The sequence below is a fragment of the Burkholderia sp. LMG 13014 genome, from assembly GCF_905232215.1.
Lineage (GTDB): Bacteria > Pseudomonadota > Gammaproteobacteria > Burkholderiales > Burkholderiaceae > Burkholderia.
In genome coordinates, this window is record NZ_CAJNKE010000644.1 from 1 (window position 1) to 3,206 (window position 3,206).

Genomic DNA, 3,206 nt, shown 5'->3' on the forward strand with positions numbered 1-3,206 from the left:
TATTGACGGTCGCCTGCACGCGCCGGATGCGCGGCGTCGCACCCGTCGCGTCGAGCTTGACCGGCCACTGCCGCGCACTGCCCGCGAGTGCGTAGCCGAGCAGCCCGCCGGTGACCTCGTGGCGTTTGCCCGCGTCGTCGATCAGTTGCACGGCGGCAATCTGCGCATGCCGGCCGCCGTCGTTCGCGACGCGCAGCAGCCAGCCCGCGTCGCCGCGCACGAGGCTCCAGGTCAGCCGCGGCGGCGCGGCGGCTGCGTCGGGCGTGACGAACACCGGGATCGAGTAGCGCAGCCGGATCGTGATGCCGCTCGTCACCGGCGCGTCGGGCGTCGGCAACTCGTCAATGAGGATGCGGTAGCTCAGCTCGCGCGGTGGCTTGTCGCGCGTGACGCGGACCAGCCGGACCAGCTGGTCCGCTTGCGCGGCGATTTGCAGCAGCGGCGGGCTCGCGACCAGTTCCGGCGACGGCGTCAACACGTCGTCGCCGCTTTCCTGCGTCCAGCGATAGGTGCGGACCTGACCGTAGATCGGCCGCGCGCCCGGATTGCGCAGCGTGATGCCCGCCGCCGGCGCATCGGGCGCGAGTTCGAGCGTGACGGGCGAGATCTGCAGCGTCGCGGCGTGGGCCGGGCTGCCTGTCGCAGCGGCCCATGCGAGCAGCAGTGGCGTGGCGATGCGTTCGGCGAAGCGGGCGAGCGTCACGTGCACGTCAGAAGTAGACGGTGGCAGTGACGGTCGACTGGTAGGTGTCCGGCTGCGGCGTCGCCTGGGCGGCGACCTGACCGTACACGTTGATGCTCTGCGCGGAGCCGGAGCCGGTGCCGCCGACCGTATTGGTGCCCTGCGTATTGCCCCATACCGTCGTATGTCCGGCGTCCTGATAGAGCTGGAAGCCGACGGTGGTGCCGGTATTGCCGGTCGCGGTGCCGGCCAGCAGCCGGCTCGCGACGGTCGAGCCGGACACGGAGCCTGCGTCGAGGCCGACGTTGTACGGCGTGGTGTTCGAGCAGGTGACGCTGAGCGTCGTCTGCTGGTTGAGCGCGGAGGCGAGGACGCCGGTCGAGCCGAAGGCAAGCGGGTTGGCGGCGATCGTGCAGTTTGCCTGGATCGTCAGCGTGACGGTAAAGGTCGCCGTCGCCGTGCCGTTGGAATAGACGGCCGCGCCGACCGGATGCAGGGCCGGCATGGCGGAGAGACCGACGGCAACGGCGGCCGACCGAAGCCGGCGGAGTGACACGTTCATCGCGGAGCGCTCCTGCGGTTCTGATTGTGCGCTGGAAGTCGCCTGGCCTTGGCGACAGGATCGCGCGGGCAATTGCGCGCCGCATCGCGATCCATTTTCAAAAAAACATTCGAATCCCTTTTTTGCAAGATTAGCGCACGTATTATCGGCATGCAACGTCGCCCCGATGGTTGTGATCGACGCGGTGCAAGAAAACATTATTTCGGCAATTAAGGCCGTAATCGAAAATGGCCGATTGGCGGCGAAGGGATTGCGTGGGGCGGCTCAGCGGGGTACGGTCTCGAGGGTCGTCCGTCCGGGCTGGTGCGTCGCAAAAGATCCGGATGAATGGCCGATCGAATTGGAAAATGGATGGGCTGAATGGTTATTGATTCGAATTATTGAATGGTAATTGAATTTGTTGATTGAATAATCGGGGCGAGTCGAAAAATGAAACGCTGGATAATCGCGTTGCTGGCCGTCGTGTGGCTCGCGGCGCCCTGGACGGGCGCACATGCCGAGACATGCAGCGTGACGGCGCCCGCGCCGAATTTCGGCTCGGTGAGCCCGGTCGCGCTGGCGGCGGTCACGACGACATCGACGATGACGGTCACCTGTACGTGGTCCACGGTCTCGCTGGTGCCGAACGTGACCGTGTGCCTGAATCTCGGCGGCACGAGTCCCCGGTACCTGACCAACGGCAGCAACCAGATGCAGTACGACCTGTATCTGGATTCCGGCTACACGCAGAGCTGGGGCTCGACCTATTCGGGCACGACGCCGATTTCGGTCAGCCTGTCGAAGCCGCTCACCGGCACGACCGCGAACACGACCGTTACGATCTACGGCAAGATCGCCGCGAACCAGCCGACCGTGCCGACCGTCGGCGACGCGAGCACCGTTTATGCCCAGAACTTCGGCGGCAGCCAGACGTCGCTCAACTACGGGTTCTACCTGCTCGGCGCGCCGACGTGCGCGTCACTCGCGACGAACGGCACGTTCGCTTTCAGCGCGACCGCGACCGTCGTCAACGACTGCAACATCACCGCGACGAACATCGCGTTCGCGCCGGTCGGCGTGCTTGCGAGTGCGCTTACCGCGACCGGCACCATCAATGCGCAGTGCACGAACGGCGACGCGTTCGAGATCGCGCTGAACGGCGGCGCGAGCGGCAACGTCACCGCGCGCACGATGCTGCGTTCGGGCGGCGGCGGCTCGGTCGGCTATCAGCTTTACCTGAATTCGGGGATGTCGACGATCTGGGGCGACGGCACCGGCGGCACGACGATGGCGACCGGCACCGGCAGCGGGGTCACGCAGGCGTTGACCGTCTACGGCCAGGTGCCCGCGCAGACCACGCCCGCACCCGGCAGCTACAGCGACACGATCACCGCGACGATCAGCTTCTGAGCCGCGTCAGTCGCGCACCAGCACCACCAGCTTCAGGTCCTCGCGGTGCGCGGGTTTCAGCGTGATCTGCTGGTACACGAGGCGGCCGTCGGCCGGATGGTCGAATTCGCGCAGGCCGCCTTCGCGTTCGAACACGTCCTGCGATGCCCAGTACTGCGCGAACGCGTCGCTGCCGGCGGTCAGTGCGTCGATCAGCGCACGCGTGGGCGCGTCGGTCAGGTGACGGATCGAATCGGCGCGGAATTCGGCCGCGAGCCGCCGTGCGCGGGTTTCCCAGTCGACGATCAGCGTGCGCGCGGCCGGCGACATGAACGTGAAGCGCAGCAGGTTGCGGTCGTGCTCGCCGTCGAGCCAGCCGGAAAAGAGCGCGGCGGCCGGCGCATTCCATGCGAGGGCGTTCCATTGCCGGTCGAGCACGTACGCGGGTGTCGCGATCGCCGCGACGGTTGCGGCGAGCGTCGGCGGCAGGTCGCCGCCCGCGACGTCGGGTTCGGCCGGGTCGCGTTGCGCGGCCAGCTCGAACAGGTACGCGCGCTCGGCCTTCGACAGTTGCAGCGCGACGGCGATCCGCGC

5 protein-coding genes are annotated in these 3,206 nt (G+C 67.3%); 2 read left to right on the forward strand and 3 right to left on the reverse strand.

The features are described 5' to 3' along the window. On the reverse strand, positions 1 to 703 hold a 703-nt coding region (locus JYJ84_RS32390), incomplete at its 3' end, for a molecular chaperone (RefSeq protein WP_374102149.1). Positions 704 to 710: 7 nt separating this feature from the next. Then, the gene (locus JYJ84_RS32395; protein ID WP_175223052.1) at positions 711 to 1,244 is read right to left on the reverse strand and encodes a spore coat U domain-containing protein; all 534 of its coding nucleotides are present in this window, start codon (positions 1,242 to 1,244) and stop codon (positions 711 to 713) included. Between JYJ84_RS32395 and JYJ84_RS32400 the strand changes: the two genes are divergently transcribed. Both JYJ84_RS32400 and JYJ84_RS32405 read left to right on the forward strand, forming a co-directional pair. After that, the gene (locus JYJ84_RS32400; protein ID WP_205189973.1) at positions 1,186 to 1,635 is read left to right on the forward strand and encodes a hypothetical protein; all 450 of its coding nucleotides are present in this window, start codon (positions 1,186 to 1,188) and stop codon (positions 1,633 to 1,635) included. The genes JYJ84_RS32395 and JYJ84_RS32400 overlap by 59 nt on opposite strands. 38 nt (positions 1,636 to 1,673) lie before the next feature. Beyond that, positions 1,674 to 2,633: a spore coat U domain-containing protein gene (locus JYJ84_RS32405; RefSeq protein WP_122946017.1), complete on the forward strand. Its 960-nt coding sequence runs from the start codon at positions 1,674 to 1,676 to the stop codon at positions 2,631 to 2,633. 6 nt (positions 2,634 to 2,639) lie between these two features. Here the strand turns inward: JYJ84_RS32405 and JYJ84_RS32410 are convergent. Beyond that, the coding region (locus tag JYJ84_RS32410) for a transcriptional regulator (RefSeq protein WP_240201932.1) at positions 2,640 to 3,206 on the reverse strand (567 nt) is incomplete at its 5' end.